Consider the following 21,061-nt stretch of genomic DNA (forward strand, 5'->3'; position numbering starts at 1 on the left):
AGCGGGCCACCAACCAGTACGACGGGGCCCAGGAGAAGCAGAAGAAGCTGCAGAAGGAGATCGACCAACTGCAGGACAAGGTCGCCCGCGGGCAGGAAGAGCTCAACGAACTGCGCACGGGCCTCGGCGCGATGGCCAGCGAGCAGTACCGCTCCGGTGGCATCGACCCCTCCGTCCAGCTCTTCCTCTCCGCCGACCCGGACGACTACCTCGACAAGGCGTCCACCCTCGACTCGCTGTCCGCGCAGCAGTTGGAGGCGCTGAAGAAGGTGCAGGAGAAGCAGCGCACCCTCGCACAGGAGCGCGCCGAGGCATCGGAGAAGCTCAACGACCTCTCCGACACCCGCACCGAACTCGGCAAGAAGAAGAAGGAGATCCAGGGCAAGCTCAGCTCCGCACAGAAGCTGCTCAACACCCTGACCGCCGCTGAGCGCCAGAAGATGGCCGACGAGGAAGCGCGCGCCAGCCGCTCCTCCGCCGGTCGCGTCGACCTCGGCAACGAAGTGGCCGCCTCCCAGTTCGGTGCCGCCGCCCTGAACGCGGCCGCCTCCCAGATCGGCAAGCCGTACGTCCGTGGCGGCACGGGCCCCAACTCCTACGACTGCTCGGGCCTCACACAGTGGGCGTACGGGCAGGCCGGGGTCCAGATATCCCGGGTCACGTACACGCAGGTCAACGAGGGAGCCCACATCGGCATGAGCGCGCTCAAGCCCGGTGACCTGGTGTTCTTCAACAACACCGAGCATGTCGGCCTCTACGCGGGCAACGGCCAGGTGGTGCACGCGCCGTACCCGGGGGCCTCGGTGCGCTACGAGTCGATGAGCACGATCGGCAGCTTCCAGTTCGGCGTCCGCGTCACGGGCTGATCGCGCCGCGGCCCGGTCCTCGTTCCCACGCGGGACCGGGCCGCACCCTCGTCTGCTTCGCCCTGCTCGTCGCCAACCGTGTCGCTCCGCGCCTCAGCCGGGTGACGCCACGTCGTCAGGTCGAGGCCCGGAGCCGGCGCGGGGTGGCCCGCTCGACGAAGCGGGACCAGCCGTGCTCGTGCCTCTTCCTTCGTGTCCCCGGTATGAATCACCTTCGCGGCGGTATGCCGTCGAGTGTCGCCCCGCGAAGTACGCGGCTGTGCTCGGCCGGGCCGTTATGCCTCGGGGGCCAATCGTCAATGCCACTGGCGACGAGTAAGCCTCACGCGTTGTGAGGGTGAGCCTTTGAGTGCTGCTCGGGGTCGTAGGCCGACCCGGAAGCTTCGGTCTACTCGTAACTTGGGCCGACCAGCTGGAGCTGTGGAATCGTTACGGCGACAACGGGTTCGAGGGGGATCAACTCGGCGGCCGACTCAATGTGTTCGCCTCAGTGAGGGGCTGCCGGAGTCTGCTGTCCGACCTGGACGCACCTTCGCGAACGGCCCATCCCCGGGTGCAGATCTCTGTGTGGACCGGTGCTGCCGCAACGGCCCTCGCTCTCCTCCACGACGTCGAGGCCGACCTCGCTGTCTCGGCATGGGATGGTGTCAAGGCGCTCGGTTGTGTCTCATGGACCTTGTGTTCGCCGGTGAGGCGCTGCCACTCTCTGGGACTGAGGGTGAGCGGTACGACCTGGTGTTCGGGAGGGGATCCGCGCATGGATGCCGGGGACATGCTGGCCGGCCGGTACCGGCTCAAGTGGGTTCTGGGCCGGGGTGGCATGGGGGAGGTGTGGCTGGGCCGGGATGAGACGGTGCTGCGGCGTGCTGTCGCGTCAAGGTGCTGCACCAGGCGTTGACCGACTTGTCGTCGCCGCGGAGGTTTCAGAAGGAGGCGGCAATCTCGCAGGCCTGCAGCATTCGGGCATCACGGTGGTTCACGATGCCGGCGGCCGCGACGGGCACTTGTTCATCGTGATGGAGCTGCTGCACGGCAGTGACCTGGCCGAAGTGAGGGCCCGTCACCCGGGTGGCCTGTCGCTTGGAACGATGTTGGACGTGTCCAGGCAGACCGCGGAAGCACTGCATGCTGCGCACCACCAGGGCATCATCCACCGGGCTCTGAAGCCGGCGAACCTGTTCCTCCAGGGCGACGGCCGAGTCAAGATCTGCGACTTCGGCATCGCGCGTGATCCGGACGCCACCTCCGCGCTGACCCTGAGCGGCCATGTGGTCGGCACTCCCGCATACATGTCGCCTGAACAGTGCCAGGACAGGCCCATCGACGTGCGCAGCGATCTCTACCTTTGATCTTGCGCAGTGCTCCCCCGTTCACGGGGGAGGTGAAGCGCATCTCGATACTGCTCTGACCTCGGCTTTGGGCATGGATCTGCGCTGTTGGCCTCAGCCAGGTCACATGGGGCGCTGCTCGTTCTCGATGTACTGGCGTGCGACGGTCAGCGGTGCCCCGCCGCAGCTTCCGGCGAAGTACGAGCCGGACCAGAAATGTCCGCTCCACAGGTACCGGCGGACGTGCGCGTCGTACTCCTTGCGCAGGTAGCGGGAGGAGACGCCCTTGAGGGAGTTGACCAGCCTGGAGAGCTGGACCGTCGGCGGATAGCGCATCAGGAGGTGCACGTGTTCCTCTTCGCCGTTGAACTGCTTCAGCTCGGCCTCGAAGTCCTCGCAGACCTCCCGCATGATCTCCTCGCACCTGGCCAGCATGGCGTCCGTCATGGCCTTGCGCCGATACTTGGTGACAAAGACTACTGACCTGTTCGGAGTGTTGTCGTCGGATAGTGAGCCACCCTGAGTCCGGTGCCGGTGAGGCAATCGTCGATGAGTTCGGGGTGGCGTTGAATATGCCGCAGGCCGCGACGGAGGGTGTGTTCGAGATGGTCGTCGTCGGTGGAGGCGACATTTGCCAGCGGGCCGCGCCGCAGCAGCGACCAGACGCCCTCTACCGGGTTCAAGTCCGGGGCATACGAGGGCAGATGAACGATGGTGAGCCAGTCGTGGCCAGCCGCGTACTGGCGCATCCCGGCGGTCCGGTGGGTGTTGAGTCGTCGCAGATGACAACGATGGGAGCCTTGAGCTTTTCCACAGCTGGACCGCGGACTCGTCGCGTTCCACGGCCCGGCGGGTGGGTGACTGCCAGGACCAGCCATGCCGGTGCAGCAGCCGCCACACCCCCGCCTGCGAGACCTCCAGTGCGAATTGCCGGTGGATGAGTATGCGGATCCTCGCCAGGGTCCAGCGCTGGTCTTCCCAGCCGTGCACCGCCGGCCCCCGGGCCAGCTCCTGTTCCAGTCCGGTGAACCGGTCGTCACTCAGTCTGGGCAGCTTCGGCGGCCCGGCCGAGGCCAGGGCGGCCGTCCCGCCCGGGCGCCAGGCCCGCCGCCAGCGCTCCACCGAGCGCACACTGACCCGCAGTTCCTTCGCGATCAGCGCGTTCTTCTCACTCCGCTCGAACCGTTTCCCGGCTTCGAGCCGGATCCGCGCACGAACGTGCTGCCGTTCGGCGGTCAGCCCACTGCCCTGTGCGTACCGCATACCATCGGCCTACTGCAGAGATCACCGCCCGTGACTCCTCCCGACAACACCCCGAGTAGATCAGAAGTGGACACGCACGTTGTAGACGACGTGACGGCCAGTGCGTACATCGGGATTCGGATTCCACCGTGGTGACATAAACCAATTGATATCGTGATCGAGTGAACACGGAACGTGCAATGGTGAAGCGGCAGTTCGGGCACCGTGCCCGACTCGCGCTGACCCGTGCACAGATCCGGCTCATGGACGACCAGGCGCACGCGGCCCGCGCCCTGTGGAACCTGCTGCACGACTGGTGGACGATGCTGCCCAAGGGCAAACGTTCCCTGGCCGCAGCGGACACGGCGATCCGCCAGGCCCGAGGCGAGATCGACTGGCTCGCCGTCCTCCCCGCTCAGGCCGCGCAAGCGGTACTGAAGACGTACTTCCAGGCATGGAAGAACTGCTGGGACGGCCGCGCCGACGCGCCGAACTTCAAGACCCGCATCCGCACAGTGATGTCCGTGGACATCCCGCAGGGCCGGGACCTGAACATCACCCGCGTGCACCGCCGCTGGGGAACGGCCAACATCCCCAAGATCGGACGGGTCCGGTTCCGCTGGACCAAGGACCTCCCCGTGGGCAAACGTGCCAACAAGGAGAACCGGATCACCGGCGCGCGACTGGTCAAGGACGCACTCGGCTGGCACATCGCCTTCCGCGTCCAGACCCTCGAAGCCAGGCCCGAGCCTCACCAGGGAACCGAGGTCGGCATCGATGCCGGGGTGAACCTGCCCCTCGCCCTGTCCGACGGCGACCACCAGGACCACGGACGCCCGCCCCGCCTCCCCGACGGGACAGCCGACCGGGACAAGTGGCTGAACCCCCGGGAGAAGGCCAAACTGCTCGGCCTGGAACAACGCGCCGCCCAGCGTAAGCAGCACCGCAAGCGCGGGGAGAAGGCCTCCCGCCGCCTGCGGCACACCTACGACCAGATCAAGCAGCTCCGCGCAACAGCCACGCGCCGCGCCGTTGACTGGCAGCACAAGACCACCACCAACATTGCCCAGCGGTACGGCACCGTCGTGGTCGAACAGCTCACCATCAAGAACATGGTCAAGTCCGCCAGGGGCACCATCGAGGAACCCGGCAGGAACGTCGCGCAGAAGTCCGGCCTGAACCGCGCCATCAGCCAGGAGGCATGGGGCCGCACCGTGACGATGCTGACGTACAAGACCGCCCGCCACGGCGGCACCCTGCACAAGGTCCCCGCCCCCGGCACCTCCTTGCGCTGCTCAGCCTGTGATCTCACCACACCGGGCAGCCGGGAGGACCAGGCCACGTTCGTGTGCAAGAACCCCGACTGCGGATGGTCCGGCAACGCCGACTGGAACGCGGCCCGGAACATCCTGCACCTGTACCGGATGGGCCACGCGCCCATCCCGGCTGCCGGGAGGGCAGTCGTCAGGCGTCCCCGTGGCGTCAAGCCCGCCACTGCAAGGTAGGCAGGAATCTCCCTCGTTTACGACGGAGAGCACTTCAACAGTCGTTGCTCGTTGAGAGAGATCGAAGCCCTCATCGCCCACGGCGTGTACCCACCTGGTAACCCACAGGTGCATCCTCTACCCGAGGGACCGGCGGTGCTGCAGCAACTCGAAGAGGGCCTGACCCAGGGCAAGCTCGCCCTCGACCCTTGGCGCTAGGAACGCCCGTGCTTCATCGGGGCGCTCCGCTGTCCCCAGTGAGTGGAGACTTCGGCTCGTGCAGCGATGCCGGAACCACCCGATTGCCCACGTGGCAGTCGAGATGGGGATCGACCTCGCCTGCGCGTGGACCCACCTCCCCAGCGGCCGGTCCAGCCTCACCTGAGACGCCGTCATCGACGACCCCGTCTTGGCCCGCCGTCGGACCTCGGCTGCCTGAACGCGCGGCAGCAGCGACGGATCCGACACTCCGGTCCGCTGTCCTACGAGCCGACCGCGGCACGGCGGCGGCCGCGGTCCGCCCACACACGCTCGGCTTTCACCGTTTGCGCGCCACGCCGCACATCGCGACGTCCACCGCGTCATGGGGGAGAGGTGTGTCGTCCGGGCGCCAGGCCGACGTGGCGACGACGCCCGGATCCACGACGTCCAGGCCCGAGAAGTAGTCGGCTATCTCCTGCGGTGAGCGCAGGTGGTAGGTGTTCGCCGACTGCGCGTTGTACGCGGTCACGGCTGCGTTCAGCGCTTCATTGGTGTTGATGCCGTCGCTCAGTGCGATGTAGCTGCCGGACGGCAACGCCTCCAGAAGCGTGGCGACCAGTTCCGCGGGGCGGTCGGCGTCCGACAGCTGGCCCATGATGCCGAGCAGGGTCAGGCCGACCGGTCGGCTGAAGTCCAGCGTGTGCGCCGCTTCGGCCAGAATCCGCTCGGGGTTGCGCACATCCTCCGACAGGTAGGCGCACGCTCCCTCCGGGGTGCTGGTCAGCAGGGCTCGGGCGTGGGCGAGGACGAGCGGGTCGTTGTCGACGTAGACGATCCTGCTGTCCGGGGCGATGCGCTGGGCCACTCCATGGGTGTTGTCGGCGGTGGGCAGCCCGGTGCCGATGTCGAGGAACTGCCGGATGCCCGCTTCGGCCGCAAGGTAGCGCACGGCGCGCACGAGGAACCCCCGTTGGAGCCGTGCCACGGCCGCGAACTCCGGGAAGGTCGACAGAATGACGTCGCCGACCTCGCTGTCGACCTGGTAGTTGTCCTTGCCGCCCAGGAGGTAGTTCCACACGCGTGCCGAGTGCGGGCGGTCCGTCTGCAGGCTGCTCTTCAGATCAGCGTTCATGTCATCCATGGGCACAGCTTCACACGGAGCGAGAAGTCGCAAGGTCAACTCCGCGACAACGATGCCCTCTTCACGCCGCGTTGCCCTGCACCGTGAACAGCCAGGCACGGCAGCGGCGCAGGGTCCGCCGCCGCTGAATCTGCTCGGTGATCAGGGTGACGGCAGGGTGGCGGGCCTGGGGCGTGCCCCTGGGCGAGGCGTTGAACCGCAGGAGTGTGGACGTTCCTCGGCGGCGGCAAGTGCCGGCCGGCCTGCCGATGCCGCGGGCCGCCGACGGGCGCCTGGTCCTGGCGGTCGACGTCAGCAACTGTCCCCGCCCCGCCCCGTCGCGCCGACCCGGCGCGGAGCATCTGCTGTGCCACGTCTACGGCCGCAGCGGACGGTTCTCGGACCAGTTCATCCCCGGCCGGCCGTACTCCTTCGTCGCCGCCCTCGAATCGGGCCAGAATCTGGGCCCATCCTCGCGCGGAGTACAGGCGTTACGTCGCCGTGGCGGGCCGGCGCCGCACGTACTGCGGCGCGGCGGGGCGGGACGCGTCGGCAGGCCCCGGGCACCGGCGACGAGGTCAGAGCTCATCCGCTGCAACGAGCGCGCAGATACGGCACGTACGAGGCCTGAGACGGTCGACGCCAGCAGCATTTCGGTGAGGGAGACGTGTTCGGCCCGGACGGTGGTATGAGAGCGCCGTTCTATTTCCAATCTGTGTTGTTTCTAGAATGGTCGCGTGACGGATGACATTGATGCGATCGCGGTGCTCCAGGACCCCGTGCGCCGCCGACTGTACGAGTTCGTGGTGGCGCAGGGGCGTGAGGTCGGCCGCAACGAGGCCGCCGAGGCGACCGGGGTGGCGCGGACGCTCGCGGCGCACCACCTGGACAAGCTGACGGCGGCCGGGCTGCTTGAGAGCGGCAGTCGCCGCCTGACGGGCCGGTCGGGTCCTGGGGCGGGGCGCCCGGCCAAGGTGTACACGCGCACGCGCGCCGAGCGGTCGGTGTCTCTGCCCGGCCGGGACTACCGGACGGCCGCCGAACTGCTCGCAGAGGCCGCCGAGGAGGCGGGACTTGACGTCGGGCTCGGCGCGGCCGCGCGCCGCCGGGGCGAGTCCCTGCGCGGGTCGGCCGCGCCCTGTGGTGATCTGGGCGCGGCGATGGAGCTGCTCAGGGCCCGCGGCTACGAGCCGTACATCGCCGGAGCCGGAGCCGGAGCCGGAGCCGGGGGCGCCGGCGAGACGGGTGACGACGCGGGGCCGCCGGTCGTTCGGCTGCGCAACTGCCCTTTCCATGCCGTCGCCGAGCGCTTCCCGCCCCTCGTGTGCGGCATGAATCTCGCTCTTCTTGAAGGGCTGATCGGGTCGGAGGGCCCGGTCCGTGCCCGGATGGACGCGCGGCCGGGGGAGTGTTGCGTGATGCTGGAATCCTCTAAAAGCGATGAACGTTGACATAGAAATGAGGGGCGTGCTGGGATGAGGCCATGACTCAAGCCGCGCCCGCCGCACACCTCGCCGAACTCAATGTCGTCACGCTCCGCCACCCCTTCGAAGACTCGCGCATGGCGTCGTTCGTCGAGCTGCTCAACCCGGTCAACGCCGAAGCCGACGGTGCCCCCGGCTTCGTGTGGCGGCTCGTCGAGGAGGGAGCCGAGGACGCGACCGGGCTGCGCCCCGCGGGCGAGGACGTCGTCGTCAACCTGTCCGTGTGGGAGTCCCCCGAGGCACTGTGGGACTTCACCTACCGCAGCGGGCACCTGGAGGTGATGCGACGGCGCCGCGAGTGGTTCGACCGGCATCTCGAAGCGCACCTGGTCCTGTGGTGGGTCCCCGCCGGGCACATCCCGACCGTCGACGAGGCCTTGGAGAGGCTCGCGGACCTCCGGTCCCACGGCCCCTCGCCCCGCGCGTTCACCTTTGCCTCGTCCCACACCGCGGCCGAGGCGGCCCCGTACCTCGTGCGGCCGGACGTGCGGCCCTCACTCACCGGTGCCACCGACGGGTGACCGGGCGGACCGCCCCGGCTCCGGAGTCCTTGCCACGGAGCGAGACTGCCTGGGCAGCCGACCGCGCGGGCGGCCCGGGAAAGGAGTGCCGATGTGACGGAGCCCGAGACCGCGGACAGTGCCCTGGGTGAGTTCCCGGCCGACCCGCGGAGCGCGGCCCTGGATCTGACGACGACCGTGGCCCACTGCGCGAAGGTGCTGGGCCCGCACGGCGCGGTCGTCTACCTCGCCGACCTCCAGCAGTGCCAGCTGGCTCCCGGAGCCTTCGCCGGCCGTTGGCCGGCCCCCCGGCGGATGGCCTCAAGTCCGCCGCGGATGCACGTCAGTGAACCCAACAGACCCTCGCCGCCAACCCTTCACCCGCACGTCAAGGGTTGGCGTTCGGGCGCTTCTCCCGCCCGTTGTCTTGGAGGTCACCCATGTCTGCACCGTCCATCGGTCGCGAGATTCCGCCGAGGTGCCCGTGCCCGTCCCCGCCGCACGGCAACTCCTCATACGCAAGCGGCAGTTCCTCGTCTTCGCGGGACTGTGTACCCGGGTCTCCCGCCAGGGCGAGGGTTTCGCGTTCCCGCCGCTGAAGCCCGAACAGGCCTTGTTCGGCCCAGTGCTGGGCGAGGTCGTGCCCGCGGGCTCCCTGGTCACCCACGTGCTGGAATGACGGGAGTACGCGCTCGTCGAGGCGGACGCGGCGCAGGTCGTCCCGGACGGGTACCCCGACCCGGTCGCGCTGCTGTCCGCGGCGTACGGGACGTAGGGGATGCTCACCTGGCTGCGCAAGGATGAGACGGTTCTGGTGGCGGGCGCGGCGGGCGGCGTCGGTACGCCGGCGGGGTAGGTGGCCCGGTTGCTCGGCGCCGGTCCCGGCAAGGCCGACCGGCTGCGCGACCAGCTCGGCTGCGACGCTGTCGTCGTCTCCGGAACTGCACCCCGGACCGCACCGGACGGCTACGACGTGATCGTCGACAGCGTCTCGGAGGCGAACAGCTCACCGCCGCTCCGACGGTGGCAACATCCCACACCTGACCCGGTGACGGGGGAGACCTCATATGTGTATCGGAGACGCCCCGGCCGCCGCAGGCACCACGCCCCGCGCGCTGCGCTTCTACGAGGAGCGTGGTCTCCATCCGCCATCGCATCGCACGGCGACCGGCCAACGGGTCCACGCCGAGCGGGACTTGGCGGGGCCGCGGGTCGTTCGGCACCTGGTCTCCCTCGGCCTGACCGTGCAGGACGTCCGCGCCCGCGCCGACCGGATCGGCCCGCTGCTCACCGACCCCGGGCGCCGCTGCCGGACCCCGGACCCCGGACCCGGCGAGGCGCTGGGCGTGGTCCACCAGCGGATCGACGCGCTGACCGCGCAGATCGCCCGGCTTACGGCACTGCGCGACAGCCTCCGGCAGCGGATCGCGGTGCCGGAGCCGTCGCCCCCTGCCTCAGGCGAGGGCGGTGACCTTCCTGCGCACGGCCAGGAGGGCGATGTCGTCCTCGGCGTCCTCGCTGTAGTGCCGCAACAGCGCGTCGCGCAGGGACTGCGGGGTGCGGGTGAGGGTGGCGGCGCGCCGGCGAAGGTCCTCCAGGGACACGGCCAGGTCGATGCGGGGCCGTTCGATCAGTCCGTCGGTGACCATCAGCAGCAGGTCACCGTCATCGAGCCGGGCCGGTGTGGCGGGTTTGTGATCGAGGTTCAGGCCCAGCAGCGGGCCATGGACGGGTAGGTAGTCCGTGCCGCCGTCGGGTGAGATGACGAGCGGGGGCAGGTGTCCGGCGTTGGCGATGTCCATCGCGCCGCTGTGCGTGTCCAGGACCAGCAGACACATCGTGGCGGTGATCTCGGGGTGAAAGTGCACGAGCAGGCGGTCCATCAACTGCAGGATGCGATGCGGTTCATGACCCTCCAGAGCGTAGGCACGCAGGACGTGACGCAGTTCCACCATGACGGTCGCCGCGGCCAGTGAGTGCCCGGCCACGTCGCCCACGGCCAGCAGCACGCCGCGTTCGACGGCGAACGCGGCGTAGAAGTCGCCGCCCAACTGTGCGCTGTCCATGGCGGGCACGTAGCCGACCGCGAGGTCGATCCCCTCCAGCGCCGCCAGTTTCTGCGGCCGGGGGAGGAAGGCGTGCTGGAGGTCGGAAGCGAAGCGGCGTTCGTCGTGGGCGGCCTGTTCCTCGCGGCGTGCGAGAAGTACCCGCTCCACGGTGGACAAGAGTTCCTCGGGCGCGACGGGGGACGCCAGATAGGCGCTGGCGCCGCCCTCAAGACCGCGGATCCGGTCCTGGGGGCCGTTGGCCTCCGCCGAGATGTGGACGACAGGGATAGGAGGCAGCTTGGGGTCCGTGGCGATCTGCCGGGCGAGTTCGAAGCCGCTCGTCACCGGCAGCCGCACATCGATGATCGCCATCTCCGGCGGTAGTTCGGAGCGGTGCAGAGCCGCCATGGTCTCGGAGGCCGTGGCGGCTTCCATGACCCGGTAGCCGGCCCGGCGGAGCACACTTCCCAAGGCGAGCCGGTTGGGCTCATGGTCGTCGACCACCAGGATCGTGGCGTTCGGCCCTAACGTGGATCTCGCAGTCGTCACGCGCGGAAAATACGGGGCTGGACCGGGCCGCACAAGCCCCGCAGCCCTCGTGTGGGTGATCTCCGTCCCGTCTGTTCGGGGAGTCGGCGACAACGGGGCCGGCCTGGACATCGAGTCGAGGGCTCGCGGTATCTGGAACCCCCTCAGGCCTCAGGCGCTGCTTCCCGGATCACGTGCGGAATGTGATCCATCGGCTGCGGCAGTTCACCACTGCCCACTCCAACCATCCCAGTCACACGGCACAGCCCCGAGTCCTGCACGCCTACGTGCCCCCGGTGGCCGTCGGGCGGGTTTCGGCTCCCGAGGCCGGTTCCCTTCCTCGCCGGTCGGTCTCGGGTCTCATCTGTCGCAGGATCGACCGCAGATTCGTCCTGATGTCGAGGAGTCGTTGGATGCGTCCGCCGTTGAAGCCACAACCGATCATCATCCCCAAGCTGGGCCGCCCGCCCCGTCGCGGTTTCCACCTGACGCTCGACGGCCCCCGGGGCGTCGGCACGACGACGGTGGCGGAGCAGGTGTGCGACCTGCTCGGCGCCTACTCCATACCGTGCACGGCCGTCGCCGAGCCGTCCGACAGTCCGCAGGGACGGATGCTGCGCGAGAATCCGGACCGTTTCGCCGGCCTGCTACTGGCCGAGCGGCTGGCGGCAGACCGGCACGAGCAGGAGCGTGCCGTCGTGCGCCCGGCCCTGGCGCGCGGCCAGACCGTGGTGAGCGACGGTCACATCGCGTCGTGTCTGGTCTATCAGCGCATGGATGCAGCCAACTTGGGGGACCTGTGGCGGATCCATGAGCCCTGGCTCGTGCCGGATCTCTGCGTGATCCTGAAGGGCGAGCCGCCCGTGCTCGCGGTACGGCGAAGACGCGCCGGCATTGCGCAGACCTACTTGGACGTGCTGGGCAACCACACCCACATGGAGACCGTGTATTTCCACGACGCGGTCGAGTGGTTACGGCTCAAGCGGATCCCGGTCATGGTCATCGATACCTCCGTCATGACCCCGGACGGGGTGGCTGCCCGCATCGTCATGGAAGTCGCCAACACGGCAACCCGGACAGACGCCTATGCGCCCGGCCGTCTCACCCCTGCGCGGCCGCATGAGATCGGCTCACTCCAAGACCGGGGGCTTTCCTGCTGACTCCTGGGAAGGCCGGCGACGCCGCCTCGGCGCGCGCCCCGGCCGCTCTTCGTGGGTAGCTTGCAGGCAGGAGAGCGCTCATCACTCACCTCGCTGACATCGATGGTGATCACGGCGACATGCTTGCGCGGGGATGCACCGTTCTGACATCCACGAGCGACATCAACGACAGCGGACAGCGGCGACAACCAGCAGCCGTGAGCGTCACCGCCCCACGAGGCGGGTCCCTTCTGAACCAGGTGGAGATCGAACTCCTCAAGCGGGTGTCGCAGGTTCGAATCCTGTTGGGGGGACCAGTCAAAGGGCCTCGGTCCGATCATGGTTCGGGGCCCTTTGGCTGGGTTTCCGTCGGCCTGGGCCGGACGGCCTTCAGATGCCGACCGGGTCGTACGTGCCCCCGCGGAACGTAATGGTCTTGAGGTCCGTGCCGTACTCGCCACGTATGTGACCCCCGTAGCCCGGTCTGGCGACATGTGGTGCGATCAACGTCAGGAGATCATCGAGCCAGAGGGTGAAGTCGTCGACCCAATAGCAGCGTGCGAAGAGCTCCCATTCGTACCGCTCTCCCGAAGTCGTGAACTCCTGCACCGTGCGCCGAAGGGACGCTGTGTCTCCGCCAGGAAGACGACTATTGCTGTCGGGGACGAGCAGGGGGTACGGGGTGTTCTCCGCATCGAGGCCCTCCGGTTCCTCATCGTCCAGCCCCAGGTGCCAGCGCAGGGTCTCCAGGACGGAGTCAGGGGTGTCATCACGCAGGAAGCATGAGAAGACAGCTTCGAAGTGGTCACTCATGGAGCGCATTGTGCACGGCAGCACCGACACTGCTCGACGGTGAATCAAGGGGGCGTGTCACTACCGTGCCAGATCGACCGGGGGACCAGGGGGAACGACAGCGACTCAGAGGTGCTGACCAAGGGTCGCGCGCGGCCCGGTCCCCTTCCGTAGCGGCCCAGCCCTGCTCGCTCGTGCCGTCCGCCGGCCATGTGCGAGCACGGGCTGTCGCCTTCTGGCTCCTGCGTTTCCATGCCTGGCGTCACGATGAGCCGTTGTGGGCCGTCGCGAGGGCAGCGCTGGCGGGTGAACTGCACCTGAGGGACGCCCAGTGGGGCCCGGGGGACAAGGATGTTGGATCACGTTGGTAGTGATCACGCGCCACCGAGCTCAACCAGTTGGCCTGCTGGCGTGGTCAGACGACCCGCCGCGCCAGTATCTGTCCCGGCCACGCCCCGGAGAGGAATCGGTCGGTGGGGGTAAAACCGTTGCGCTCGTAGAACGCGACCAGTGCGCCTCCTCCACCCGCCCAGCAGTCGACCCGCAGTAGCGCCACGCCGGCCCGTCGGGTTTCGTCGGCGGCATGGGCAAGCAATGCCGCACCGATGCCCAGACCGGCGTGATGCCGGTCGGAGATCAGCAGTCGTACGTACCGCTCGGGTTCCTCGGCCGGAGCGATCGGCATCTGGGGACTGGGCCCAGAGTCCAAGACCAGAGCCCCCACAGACGTCCCGTTCAACTCGGCGATGTACGGGACGTTCCTGGTCATGTACCGCTCCACCCGCTCTCTCCCACCGGGTTTCTGCGAATACGGAGTCGTGCCCCACTGCTCGGTGTTGCCGCGATCGTTCATCCAGGCCACCGCGGAGTCGAGCATGTCCAAGATGGCCGGTGCGTCGGCCAGGCTGCCTGGTCTGATCCGTATCCCATGGGTCTCGTTCACGACGGAAGCCTATGACTTGCCCTGCGAGTCACGAGCGGAGCCATAGCCGGATAGCTGCCACGGTATCGGTGCCCCGCTCGTTGGTCTTGTGGGTAACTGGATCGAGGACGCCGGGCATGGTGCTGCTGGAAAGGTGTTCTCCATCGGCGGGTGCATCGTGGTGATCGGCGCAGCCGCTTGGCTGATCATCAGGAATCTGTGACCGTCAGCGGCCAGCCTCGCCGCGCGATGGTTCCCGCGCGGCGTGCTTCCCGAGGAGGTAGCGCGCGAGTTCCGGGTCGGCCGCGCGGCTGTCGAGTACGTTCGTGAGGAGGTCCATCAGCTGAGATATGTCGGCGAGGGTGGGCGCAGGGAGCAGAGCGGCTGGCAGATCCTCGGCAGTGGTTTCGGCGCTGAGATTTGCGGCTGCGCAGCGCGTTGCCTGAAGTGGAGTTCGCTCGCCGGGCCCGTGGGCTGTCTTTAGACCCTTTGTGGGACTCCATCGCACGGAACAGAACTGGCTCCAGGTGAAGTTGCTCTGGCTCCCCCCTGTGCCAGTGCCACTGCATGGGGTGTTGGACGTTGGGATACGGTCCGGTGGGAGGTGCGGGGGAATGAGTTTCCGGCTGGCGGCGTATGCCGTGTGCATCGAGGGTGGGCAGGTCCTGCTTGCCCGTCACGTGTCCCCGAAGGGGGAGAGTAACTGGACCCTTCCGGGGGGCAGGGTCGAGCATGCGGAGGATCCGTTCGACGCGGTGATCCGGGAGGTCGCGGAGGAGACCGGCTGCGACGCGGTGGTCGAGCGCCTGTTGGGTGTGGATTCCCGGGTGATCCCCGCGGCCGAACGTGCCATCCCCGGCGGGCCCGAGCATCAGAATGTCGGCGTGTTCTACCAGGTGCGGATCACCGCAGGCCAACTGCGGCCGGAGCCGAACGGCGAAGTCGCCGAGTCGCTCTGGACCCCGCTCCGCGACGTCACTCGCCTGCGCCGGTCCTCACTGGTCGACATCGGCCTCGACCTGGCCGAGACACTTCCGGCGACCGGCCACGTCGCTGCCGTCCCGGTCGGCGGCCTGATCCAGCACTGAGGCCCCATCAGCATTCGAGTTGGCTGTCACGTGGACGGCTTCGTTCGCCGCTGGATCGGACGCCAATCCACGCATTGACCTGCTTGGACCGAACAGGCCCCGCTTCCTTGACTGCTGAACGATGTGAGGAGCGTGGGGAGCGACGTCGGGGGCGTTGGAGGGCACTGGCATTCTTGCCGCATGGCAAGAGCGGGCTCGCGCACGAAGGCGACGGACACATGGCTGATGCCTGCCGATGAGGTGCTTCTGGGGCAGAGGATTCGCGAGGCGCTTCCTTCGGCAGGATGGCATTGCAGTCACCCAGGACCACCTGGTTTGCACCAGGTGCACTTGCATGCCTCGATCGAGTCCGCGCTGGATTGCGGAAGTACGCAGGTGTTTCTCGGCCTTCCCGCAGGCGCTTCCCTGCCACCATTGATCATTCCGGCAGTGGGTGTCACCGCGCCTGTCGGGCCACCGACCGCGGCAGTTGTCCAACTACTCCGCTCACCTCTCAGGAGGGACGAGCGAGGCGAGTTCTTCGAGAGCGGGCGCCTTGCGGTTCGGTGGTTCGAACCCGAAGTCGGACCGGAGATGCATCAGGCCCTCACTGAACAGACGCGCCTGATCTGGGCTGCCATGCGAGCCGTGACCCGGCCGGCTGTGATCGAGGCACCCGACGGGCGCCGCACCTCGGGACTGAGGATCGGGCCTGCTGCCCGTGAGGAGGTGGTGCGTCGACAGATGCTGCTGTCGAGACCAGGCATCCAGCGATTTCGGCTGGTGAACTGACTGCGAGGACCCGGCGGCCAAAGGATGCTGGGGGGCGGCCCAGAACGCGTACCGATGGGTCCTGCATCCCATGGCTTCCAACGGCCGGGCGGCTTCGCACCCTTCGCCGGCTGCCTGGCGGGCCGACCTCACCGGTACGTGGGCGTCGAGTCTGGCCCGGCACGAGATGTCCGTCCTCAGATCCTCAGGATCCAGTGTCTCGTGTGTTCAACATCGGGAGTCAAGGCCCCCCGAACGACTGGCTCACCTAGTGGCTCAACTCCCGCTGCGTCGCAGCCGTTTCGGCACGGCAGGGCGACCGGGTCGCATGTCGCATACGACCTAGCCACCTCGTGCCCCCGTCGTTCGTCCGAGGGGCTGGGGTTGCCGCGTCAGGCTGTACTGACCGTGTCGGGCAGTCGCCGGACCAGCTGGCCAGCACGCCTATCCGTCATTCTTGAGGAGCCGGTTCTGTGCCGCCGTAAGTGCGGCCATCACCACTGCGGCCAGCGCGAAGCAGCCGCAGACGAAGGTCACGGATAGGAACCAGTCAGCCGGTGCGGTGAACAAAGAGACGGTGAACCGGCATGCGGCAGCGCATGCGCCTGATCCGCCAGCGACAAGCCACGTGCTGGGGGTGACCGCTCGCCAGGCGTCGCCCGCGGCGGCAGAGCGTGCGAAACGCAGGGCGACGCGTGCGGCAAGGACCACGCAGACGACAGGCGCGACGATTGCTGCTCCCAGCAGGAACACCACGGGCAAGATCCAGATACCGGCGTCTTCGGACGAGAGGTTCATGAAGACAGGACCGTCCTCGTGGCTCAAAGGTTGTCCTCACGGTGGCGCAAGTGCGAGTACAACGGCGGTTCACAGATGGGATCTGAGGTCGTGACGATGCTCATCACGGAGACTGCTGCGGTCGGTGCCGTGGCAGCCCTTCTGGGCATGGCGCTCGGTGAGGCGCGCGGCGGTGGCACCGACGCTCTGCTGCGGGGCAGTGCGGACCTGGCACCGTACGTCAAGGGATGGCTACTGCTCCCGTCTGCGGGAGCCCTGTTCCTGGTGCCCGGCCTGACGGTGCTCCTGTTGACGGCGGTCTCGGTGGTCCCGGCACGTGGAGCGACACGCAAGTCCCCCACGGAGGCGATGAAGGGCTGGTGACCCGGCCCGTGCGGGACCTGTTGGCCACGGGCAGTTGGCAGGATCGTGCACGACGGGCGTCAGGAGCCTGCCAGCGGGAGACCTGTGGGACAGGAGAGATCGCTGAGATGCTTCTGGTGCGACCGAGGATCAGGCCCGGACAGCTCTCCAGAAGCGGGCCCCTGGGGGCCTGCCGCTTCCGGTCGTTGTCGCCATGTGCCGCACCGCATCGATCAGTTCGCGATGGCGGTACGCTTCGGGCCGCTCGCCCTTGCCCTCCACCCAGGCTGGCAGCGGCATCGCCGTCCGTACCTTGGTGCCAGCTCCGGCCCGCTTCTGTGTGGTGACGAGAGTGCCGGGAGCCACCGCAGGCTGCCGAAGCGGTAGGGAACCGGCGGAGCCCGCTTTGGTCATGCCCCACCGCCAACCATGCTCGAGCTCGTTAGATCCCCACCTCGTACTCCGCGACGCCCGCCGCGTGGCGCGCCGCCACATACCCGAACGTCATCGCGGGGCCGATGTTGATTCCGCCCGACGGGTAGTGCCCACCCAGGACGTTCGCCTGGTCGGTGCCGACCGCGTAGAGGCCCTCGATCGGGTCGCCCGCAGCGTCGAGGACTCGGGCGTGGGCATCCGCGCTCAGCCCGGCGAACGTACCGAACGAGCCGGGGTAGACCTTGATGGCATAGAACGGGGCGTTCTCGATGGGGCCGAGTGACGGGTTCGGACCGTGGGCGAAGTCCCCGGACTTGCGGTTGTACGCCGTCCTGCCGCGCCCGAACTCTGGGTCGATGCCCCGTATCGCGCCGGCATTGAATTCATCGACGGTGCGGCGTAGTTGGGTCGGATCGATGCCGCAGGTGACGGACAGCTCCTCCAGAGTGCGGCCGTGCCGCAGGTAGCCGTTGCGCAGATACGGGAAGCGGGGGAGCGGGAACGGGCGCGACATGCCGAACGGCATACGGCGCTGGTAGCGGTGGTCGCAGATCAGCCAGGAGGCGACCTCCTCGCCCTCCGGAGTGGCACGGATCATCGCATCGACGTACTGGTGGTAGCCGTCGGCCTCGTTGACGAAGCGACGGCCGTCGCGCAACACCCCGATCACGCCCGGCTTTCCACGGTCGATGATGTGCGGGAAACGGCCCACCCGACCGTTCGTGAACGGCACCAGGGACACCGGACACCAGGCGGCCAGCGAGGCTCCCGACGTGTCGAGGACGGCACCCGCCTCCTCGGCCATCCGGATCCCGTCCCCGGTGGTCGTTGCGGGGGACAGCGTCTTGTGGTTCTCACCGGTGCCCTTCGGGAAGAGGGCGGCGGTGCGCTCGGCGTCGTTCGGAAAGCCGCCGGTGGCCAGGACCGTACCGCGACGGGCCCACACCTCCACCCCGCCCCGCGGCGTCGCCACGACCGCGCCGCACACTGCCTTTCCCTCCAGCAGTAGCCGCTTCGCCGGAGCGTCGACGTACATGCGCACGCCCAGGTCGTCCGCGGACTTCGCCAACCGGGCGATGAGAGCGGGGCCGTTGACGAGCTGCATGCCGCGGCGGCGGACCGCCATGTCGACCGTGTGCAGGCCCACCCGCCATGCGGCGTGCGCGAAGTTCTGTGGACCCGACATGACGTGCAGGAACTTCTGCAGGTCCGGGCCGGCCATGATGCCCATGCCGAGGAACGACGTCTCGTACATCTGTCGTGTCAGCTTGCGCAGCAGCGACGGCTTGAGGCGCCAGCCGTTCACCGGCTTCGGACCGACCTGTCGCCCGCCCTGGGAGGCGCCCGGCAGATCGCCGTGGATGTCGGCGATGCCTCCACCGTCGACGAACCGCGTCGCTGTCTTCTCGTGGAAGAACCCCACCATGTGCGGCGCGGCGTGAAGGAAGGCGTCGACGCGGTCGGCGTCGTAGCGCTGGCCGAGCGCGTTCTTCAGGTACGTACGGGGCTGCTCGATGTCCTCGCGGGGGCCTTCGTGCAGGGGGTGGCGCGGGGTCCACATCCAGCCGCCGGACCAGGCGGTCGCGCCTCCCATCGCGGTGTCCTTCTCGACGAGGACGACGTCGAGCCCGTGGTGGGCGGCCGTCACCGCGGCGGACAGGCCACCCGCTCCGGAGCCGATGACCAGCAGGTCGCAGGACAGGGTGCGCATGAGGACTCTCACTTCTTTCGGTGCGGGGTGGCCAGGGTCTGGGGCGTGGGGTGTGCGGGCTCGGTGATGTCAGGCGGGTACGGGTTCGGTGCGGCCGGAGGCCGCCGCGCGGCCAGCGGCCTCGACCACGGCGAGCGTGCGGGCGGCGTCGGCGATCGAGACGAGCGGCGCGCACTCGCCGCGCGCGACGCGGACGAAGTGGCGCAGCTGGTTCGTGTACGAGTCGCCGGCCCCCTTGGGCTCGTAGCGCAGCGACAGCGGGCGCATCCAGTCGCCGGCCGCCCCGCCGTCGTGGAAGTAGTGCGCCAACTGCGGGAAGGCGAGCGAACCCGTCGTGCCTGCGATGGAGTAGCAGGACGTGTCGGGCCGGTACGGGTACGTCGGATCGTCCTCGGTCGCCTGATCCCAGCCCCACGGCGCCACCACCGCGTCCGACACCAGAAGCGAGCCGAGCGCGCCGTCGGCGAAGGTCAGCACGACGCTCGCGGTGTCCTCCACTGCGTGACCGCGTACGGCGTTGCTGGTCGCGGCCTGCACGGCGACGATCTCGCCGCACAGATGGCGCATCAGGTCGAGGTCGTGGACGAGGTTGATGAGCATGACGCCCGCGCCCTTCTTACGGCGCCACGCGGCGTCGAAGTACGTGTCGTCCTTCCTGGTCGTCCAGATGCCGCTGACCCCGACGAGGCGGCCTATCGCCCCCGCGCTGATCAGTTCCCTGGCTGCAGTGGCGGCCGGGTGGTGGCGCCGGTGGTGGCCGACGAGTACCGGGACGTTCGACGCCGCCTCCGCCGCGATCAGTCGCGCTGCCTCGGCGTGGTCCACGGCCACCGGCTTCTCCAGGAGCGTGGGCACGCCGGCCGCGATGCAGTCCAGGGCTGTGGCGACATGCGCCCCGTTCGGATTGGCGACGATCACCGCGTCGAGACCGGTGGCACCGTCGGGATCCAGTAGGGCGTTGTGGTCGGCGAAGTGCGGCACGCCCTCGGCCTCCGCGAGCGCTGAACTGAAGGGATCCGCGACACCGACGAGGACCGTTTCCTCCTCACGTGCGATGAACCCGGCGTGCGCCGTACCCATGCGACCGGCGCCGATGAGGCCGATGCGGAGAGCGGAGGGGGGCATTTGCGGGGCTCCTCGGGTGTGGGTGGGCGTGCAGGTATGGGTGCGCAGTCGCGATGAGCGTGAGTGAGGTCTGTTTGCCGCTCCGAATGGGCGGCAGTCTTCGCTCACCAAGCGGCAGGTTGAGGACTTGCCATGAATGACTGCGCAGTCATAACGTTGCGTAGAAGTTACGGACCTGGCGCGCCAGACGTCAAGAGCGCCGCACTTCCCCGGAACCCCAGGAGTCCCGCATGACAGGCACCGGCATCCCCATGGGTATCGCCCACCTCACGCTTCTCGGCTGCCCGCCGCCCGAACTGGTGGACGTGGCCGCGGCGGCCGGGTTCGACTTCGTAGGGCTTCGGGTGGTACCCGCCACGGCGGGGGAGGAGCAGTACCCGATGAGCGGGCCGGGCTCGCTGCTCGACGAGACGCTGCTGCGACTGAAGGACACCGGGCTGTACGTGCGGGACATCGAGTTCCTCACCCTCGATGAGCGGGTGAGCCGGGAGCGGTGGCTGCCGATCCTGGAGATGGCCGCCCGGCTCGGGGCCACCCACCTCAGCGTCGTCGGCGCCGATCCCGACCGGGCGCGCCTCGCCGACTCGCTGGCCGCGCTCACCCGCGACGCGGCTCCCTACGGCCTGGTGCCGACCCTCGAACCCATCACGTACCAGCCGGTGCACTCGATCCCTGAGGCCGCCGACCTCGCCCGTGCTGCGGGCTGCGCCGTCCTGCTCGACTCCCTGCATGTCCACCGGTTCGGCGGCACGGTCGACGAACTGCAGGCGCTGGAGCGGACGTTGGTGCCCCACGTCCAGTTGTGCGACGCCCCGCTCGCCGAGCCGCACGACCTGCCCCGCCCCGCCCGCCTCCCGCTCGGCCAGTCCACCGACGGCAGTGACCTCAAGCTGGAGTCACGAGCGTTGCGTGTGTTGCCGGGGGAGGGTGAACTGCCGCTCGCCGACTTCCTGGCCGCCGTGCCGGAGGGTACGCCGGTGAGTGTCGAGGCGCCGTCGGTGTTCCTCGCCGAACAGCTGGGAGCGCGGGAGTTCGCGCGGCGGGCGCGCGCCGGGGCGGACGCAGTGCTGGCCGAGGCCGGGTGCTGAGGCGGGCTCGGTAGGCTGAGGCGGTTCGGGAGGCGGTGACACGAGGTCCGCAGGCCGTGACTCCAGATCC

At 68.7% G+C, this 21,061-nt stretch carries 18 protein-coding genes and 4 pseudogenes; 12 read left to right on the top strand and 10 right to left on the bottom strand.

What is annotated here, in order from left to right:
- On the top strand, positions 1 to 866 hold an 866-nt coding region (locus tag M4J07_RS20080), incomplete at its 5' end, for a C40 family peptidase (protein WP_255973832.1).
- A gap of 863 nt (positions 867 to 1,729) precedes the next feature.
- The gene (locus tag M4J07_RS20085; RefSeq protein WP_255973834.1) at positions 1,730 to 2,215 is read left to right on the top strand and encodes a serine/threonine-protein kinase; all 486 of its coding nucleotides are present in this window, start codon (positions 1,730 to 1,732) and stop codon (positions 2,213 to 2,215) included.
- A gap of 102 nt (positions 2,216 to 2,317) precedes the next feature.
- Here M4J07_RS20085 and tnpA read toward each other — a convergent pair whose 3' ends face one another.
- From tnpA to M4J07_RS48690, 3 genes and pseudogenes are all read right to left on the bottom strand, one after another.
- On the bottom strand, positions 2,318 to 2,737 hold the full coding sequence (tnpA, locus tag M4J07_RS20090) for an IS200/IS605 family transposase (RefSeq protein ID WP_255973899.1): 420 nt from the start codon (positions 2,735 to 2,737) through the stop codon (positions 2,318 to 2,320).
- Positions 2,671 to 3,457, bottom strand: a pseudogene (locus M4J07_RS48685) (winged helix-turn-helix domain-containing protein). The gene tnpA and the pseudogene M4J07_RS48685 overlap by 67 nt, the downstream one beginning before the upstream one ends.
- Before the next feature lie 66 nt (positions 3,458 to 3,523).
- Positions 3,524 to 3,595 (bottom strand): annotated as a pseudogene (locus M4J07_RS48690) (IS200/IS605 family transposase); the annotation flags it as partial.
- Positions 3,596 to 3,636: 41 nt separating this feature from the next.
- On the opposite strand from M4J07_RS48690, the gene M4J07_RS20105 reads away from it, so the two are divergent.
- Positions 3,637 to 4,941: an RNA-guided endonuclease InsQ/TnpB family protein gene (locus tag M4J07_RS20105; RefSeq protein ID WP_305127937.1), complete on the top strand. Its 1,305-nt coding sequence runs from the start codon at positions 3,637 to 3,639 to the stop codon at positions 4,939 to 4,941.
- A 517-nt stretch (positions 4,942 to 5,458) separates the two neighbouring features.
- On the opposite strand, the gene M4J07_RS20110 is transcribed toward M4J07_RS20105, so the two are convergent.
- Positions 5,459 to 6,253 (bottom strand): SAM-dependent methyltransferase, encoded by a 795-nt coding sequence (locus tag M4J07_RS20110; RefSeq protein WP_255973838.1) that lies wholly within the window; start codon positions 6,251 to 6,253, stop codon positions 5,459 to 5,461.
- 194 nt (positions 6,254 to 6,447) lie between these two features.
- Between M4J07_RS20110 and M4J07_RS47930 the strand changes: the two are divergent.
- From M4J07_RS47930 to M4J07_RS48275, 5 genes and pseudogenes are all read left to right on the top strand, one after another.
- A pseudogene (locus tag M4J07_RS47930) lies at positions 6,448 to 6,933 on the top strand (transposase); the annotation flags it as partial.
- A 45-nt stretch (positions 6,934 to 6,978) separates the two neighbouring features.
- Positions 6,979 to 7,692, top strand: a complete 714-nt coding sequence (locus M4J07_RS20120; RefSeq protein WP_255973840.1) for a helix-turn-helix transcriptional regulator — start codon at positions 6,979 to 6,981, stop codon at positions 7,690 to 7,692.
- A gap of 32 nt (positions 7,693 to 7,724) precedes the next feature.
- The gene (locus tag M4J07_RS20125; RefSeq protein ID WP_255973842.1) at positions 7,725 to 8,246 is read left to right on the top strand and encodes a DUF3291 domain-containing protein; all 522 of its coding nucleotides are present in this window, start codon (positions 7,725 to 7,727) and stop codon (positions 8,244 to 8,246) included.
- Positions 8,247 to 8,709: 463 nt separating this feature from the next.
- Entirely contained in the window at positions 8,710 to 8,904 is a 195-nt protein-coding gene (locus M4J07_RS20130) for a hypothetical protein (protein WP_255973844.1), read from the top strand.
- Between the two features lie 388 nt (positions 8,905 to 9,292).
- Positions 9,293 to 9,475: pseudogene (locus M4J07_RS48275) on the top strand (helix-turn-helix domain-containing protein); the annotation flags it as partial.
- 204 nt (positions 9,476 to 9,679) lie between these two features.
- On the opposite strand, the gene M4J07_RS20140 reads toward M4J07_RS48275, so the two are convergent.
- Positions 9,680 to 10,822: a PP2C family protein-serine/threonine phosphatase gene (locus M4J07_RS20140; RefSeq protein ID WP_255973846.1), complete on the bottom strand. Its 1,143-nt coding sequence runs from the start codon at positions 10,820 to 10,822 to the stop codon at positions 9,680 to 9,682.
- A 392-nt stretch (positions 10,823 to 11,214) separates the two neighbouring features.
- On the opposite strand from M4J07_RS20140, the gene M4J07_RS20145 reads away from it, so the two are divergent.
- Positions 11,215 to 11,961 (top strand): dTMP kinase, encoded by a 747-nt coding sequence (locus M4J07_RS20145; RefSeq protein WP_255973848.1) that lies wholly within the window; start codon positions 11,215 to 11,217, stop codon positions 11,959 to 11,961.
- Between the two features lie 369 nt (positions 11,962 to 12,330).
- Here M4J07_RS20145 and M4J07_RS20150 read toward each other — a convergent pair whose 3' ends face one another.
- Complete coding sequence (locus M4J07_RS20150; RefSeq protein ID WP_255973850.1) at positions 12,331 to 12,753, bottom strand: hypothetical protein; 423 nt, start codon at positions 12,751 to 12,753, stop codon at positions 12,331 to 12,333.
- 394 nt (positions 12,754 to 13,147) lie between these two features.
- Entirely contained in the window at positions 13,148 to 13,609 is a 462-nt protein-coding gene (locus tag M4J07_RS20155) for a GNAT family N-acetyltransferase (protein ID WP_305127940.1), read from the bottom strand.
- Between the two features lie 659 nt (positions 13,610 to 14,268).
- On the opposite strand from M4J07_RS20155, the gene M4J07_RS20160 reads away from it, so the two are divergent.
- The gene (locus M4J07_RS20160) at positions 14,269 to 14,742 is read left to right on the top strand and encodes an NUDIX hydrolase (RefSeq protein ID WP_255973854.1); all 474 of its coding nucleotides are present in this window, start codon (positions 14,269 to 14,271) and stop codon (positions 14,740 to 14,742) included.
- Positions 14,743 to 15,936: 1,194 nt separating this feature from the next.
- Here M4J07_RS20160 and M4J07_RS20165 read toward each other — a convergent pair.
- Positions 15,937 to 16,317 (bottom strand): hypothetical protein, encoded by a 381-nt coding sequence (locus M4J07_RS20165; RefSeq protein ID WP_255973856.1) that lies wholly within the window; start codon positions 16,315 to 16,317, stop codon positions 15,937 to 15,939.
- 102 nt (positions 16,318 to 16,419) lie between these two features.
- Here M4J07_RS20165 and M4J07_RS20170 point away from each other — a divergent pair, with 102 nt between their 5' ends.
- A complete protein-coding gene (locus tag M4J07_RS20170) occupies positions 16,420 to 16,653 on the top strand; it encodes a hypothetical protein (RefSeq protein WP_255973858.1) in 234 nt (77 codons plus the stop codon).
- Positions 16,654 to 17,074: 421 nt separating this feature from the next.
- Here M4J07_RS20170 and M4J07_RS20175 read toward each other — a convergent pair whose 3' ends face one another.
- Complete coding sequence (locus tag M4J07_RS20175; RefSeq protein WP_255973860.1) at positions 17,075 to 18,778, bottom strand: FAD-dependent oxidoreductase; 1,704 nt, start codon at positions 18,776 to 18,778, stop codon at positions 17,075 to 17,077.
- A 69-nt stretch (positions 18,779 to 18,847) separates the two neighbouring features.
- Entirely contained in the window at positions 18,848 to 19,903 is a 1,056-nt protein-coding gene (locus M4J07_RS20180) for a Gfo/Idh/MocA family protein (protein WP_255973862.1), read from the bottom strand.
- Between the two features lie 230 nt (positions 19,904 to 20,133).
- On the opposite strand from M4J07_RS20180, the gene M4J07_RS20185 reads away from it, so the two are divergent.
- The gene (locus tag M4J07_RS20185) at positions 20,134 to 20,991 is read left to right on the top strand and encodes a sugar phosphate isomerase/epimerase family protein (RefSeq protein ID WP_255973864.1); all 858 of its coding nucleotides are present in this window, start codon (positions 20,134 to 20,136) and stop codon (positions 20,989 to 20,991) included.
- Positions 20,992 to 21,061 lie beyond the last annotated feature (70 nt).

It is taken from the genome of Streptomyces longispororuber (assembly GCF_024448165.1).
Classification (GTDB): domain Bacteria; phylum Actinomycetota; class Actinomycetes; order Streptomycetales; family Streptomycetaceae; genus Streptomyces; species Streptomyces longispororuber_A.

Bases quoted from the DNA above. Each gene is read 5' to 3' on its own strand.
- M4J07_RS20105 (WP_305127937.1), top strand. From the start codon at position 3,637: ATGGTGAAGCGGCAGTTCGGGCACCGTGCCCGACTCGCGCTGACCCGT.
- M4J07_RS20110 (WP_255973838.1), bottom strand. From the start codon at position 6,253: ATGAACGCTGATCTGAAGAGCAGCCTGCAGACGGACCGCCCGCACTCG.
- M4J07_RS20145 (WP_255973848.1), top strand. From the start codon at position 11,215: ATGCGTCCGCCGTTGAAGCCACAACCGATCATCATCCCCAAGCTGGGC.
- M4J07_RS20160 (WP_255973854.1), top strand. From the start codon at position 14,269: ATGAGTTTCCGGCTGGCGGCGTATGCCGTGTGCATCGAGGGTGGGCAG.
- M4J07_RS20175 (WP_255973860.1), bottom strand. From the start codon at position 18,778: ATGCGCACCCTGTCCTGCGACCTGCTGGTCATCGGCTCCGGAGCGGGT.
- M4J07_RS20150 (WP_255973850.1), bottom strand. From the start codon at position 12,753: ATGAGTGACCACTTCGAAGCTGTCTTCTCATGCTTCCTGCGTGATGAC.
- M4J07_RS20185 (WP_255973864.1), top strand. From the start codon at position 20,134: ATGACAGGCACCGGCATCCCCATGGGTATCGCCCACCTCACGCTTCTC.
- M4J07_RS20155 (WP_305127940.1), bottom strand. From the start codon at position 13,609: ATGCTCGACTCCGCGGTGGCCTGGATGAACGATCGCGGCAACACCGAG.
- M4J07_RS20180 (WP_255973862.1), bottom strand. From the start codon at position 19,903: ATGCCCCCCTCCGCTCTCCGCATCGGCCTCATCGGCGCCGGTCGCATG.
- M4J07_RS20125 (WP_255973842.1), top strand. From the start codon at position 7,725: ATGACTCAAGCCGCGCCCGCCGCACACCTCGCCGAACTCAATGTCGTC.